The sequence below is a fragment of the Mesorhizobium sp. M0522 genome, assembly GCF_040321085.1.
Taxonomy (GTDB): Bacteria; Pseudomonadota; Alphaproteobacteria; order Rhizobiales; family Rhizobiaceae; genus Mesorhizobium.
The window spans coordinates 1-1359 of record NZ_JAMYQW010000092.1 but is presented as its reverse complement, the minus strand read 5'-3'; the positions used below and the strand labels follow the sequence as shown (position 1 = coordinate 1359).

Genomic DNA, 1359 nt, shown 5'->3' with positions numbered 1-1359 from the left:
CCCGCAACAGTTCGAGGACCAACACGCCCGGCAGATGGTCAAAACTGCGGCTTGACCCTGTCCGGTCCGAGGGGCGCACTCCAGTTTTCGGCGTATTTTACCGCTTGCCATAACCAACAAAAACCCTGCCGAAGCGGGGCTTTGTCGTACAGCCGTGGCGGCGAGATGGTTAGGCGCCTCGATCCGGGCGCCCTCGCCGATCTCTTTAGCATAGCCTCTGCTTTGGCCTTGTCCTTCGTGGTCAGCACAGTGCGCCAGTACGGCTTCTCGAAAAGGCTAACGATGTACGTCGTCGCAGGCTTGTCGTTCATCGCCCGTCCAGCCAATTTGCTATGCGGCTAATGTAGATCCAAGCACAAAAAGCTCGCCCATTCGTTCGCATGTTTCGCTTCGAATTGACTTGAGCGCATCTATTCGTCAGCCGGCCAGTCCACCATTTTCTCGCCGGTTAGGCCCGGCGGCCGAGCCCCAACAACGCGGGCCGCTGTGTCATAGTTCGCAACATGGGAGGAAAGCGGTGCCCAGACCCCAACGCGCTGCCTGTGATAATCCAGAGGGCTATGACGGCCTTTTGGAAACCCGAATTGAAGTGGTAGAAGTCCACGGCGAGTGGTCGGTGCACGTAGTCGAGGAAGACGAAGAACGCATCTACGCATTCGTGCTGGAATCCTTCGCCCTAGCCTTCGCGGAGGGCCAGAGGATGCGCCTGAAACTCGCTGATATTGTGCGGCCTTAGCGCTGCGTTTGGGTGCCGTCCTTTGCCTCGCTGTAGGTGTTCTACCTACCCGACATCGGCGCCGCGTGCGGCCGCTCGTAGTCGGCCGGCCTGCCGTTCAGCAGATTGATCGCCCGCTTTATATCCCCGTGCAGCCGGTCGATCACCTCCCAATGCTCATGAAATGGCTTGAGCGACAACTGCGCGTCGCGGAGTTCTACCGTCAGAAGCCACGCCTGTGGTTCAATTTTGGCGAGGTGATATTCGGAAACGGCTTCGTGTCGGCGAGGGTGCGGCATCCCGCAAAATAGGAAGATATTCCGCATCCCGTCAAGGCACATAGACTTCGTCCCGCCCTCAGCGCATGCTCGAGATCGGCGAGCTGAAGGGCAACATGGACGCGATCAACGCAGCCCGACGAACGGGCGGCTGTGTTGCACTCTGTAAGCCGTTCCAACGATAAAAATTGTCGGGTTGCTCCCCGCCCTCACGACTGCGGAGTGGTCGTTTCATCGATTGACTCGCGTAATGCACCGGCAGTTAATCTCCCCGCCAGGGCAAAAGAGGGGCTATGAAACTGGGAGCAAACGATGACTGTCCAAAAAGAAGACTATCGAACCAACAGAGCCGACTACGCCATAGCT

Annotated in this window: 3 protein-coding genes; 2 read left to right on the top strand and 1 reads right to left on the bottom strand. The window is 58.1% G+C overall.

Going from position 1 to position 1359, the window contains the following annotated elements:
- Nucleotides 1-342, top strand: a 342-nt coding sequence (locus tag NKI58_RS35400) for a hypothetical protein (protein WP_352826330.1), incomplete at its 5' end; no start/stop codon positions are given.
- A gap of 175 nt (nt 343-517) precedes the next feature.
- Nucleotides 518-736, top strand: coding sequence for a hypothetical protein (locus NKI58_RS35395; RefSeq protein ID WP_352579351.1), 219 nt, complete (start codon nt 518-520; stop codon nt 734-736).
- 41 nt (nt 737-777) lie between these two features.
- Here NKI58_RS35395 and NKI58_RS35390 read toward each other — a convergent pair whose 3' ends face one another.
- Nucleotides 778-1041 carry a hypothetical protein gene (locus NKI58_RS35390; RefSeq protein ID WP_352826328.1) on the bottom strand — a complete coding sequence of 88 codons (264 nt, stop codon included), beginning with the start codon at nt 1039-1041 and terminating at the stop codon, nt 778-780.
- Nucleotides 1042-1359 lie beyond the last annotated feature (318 nt).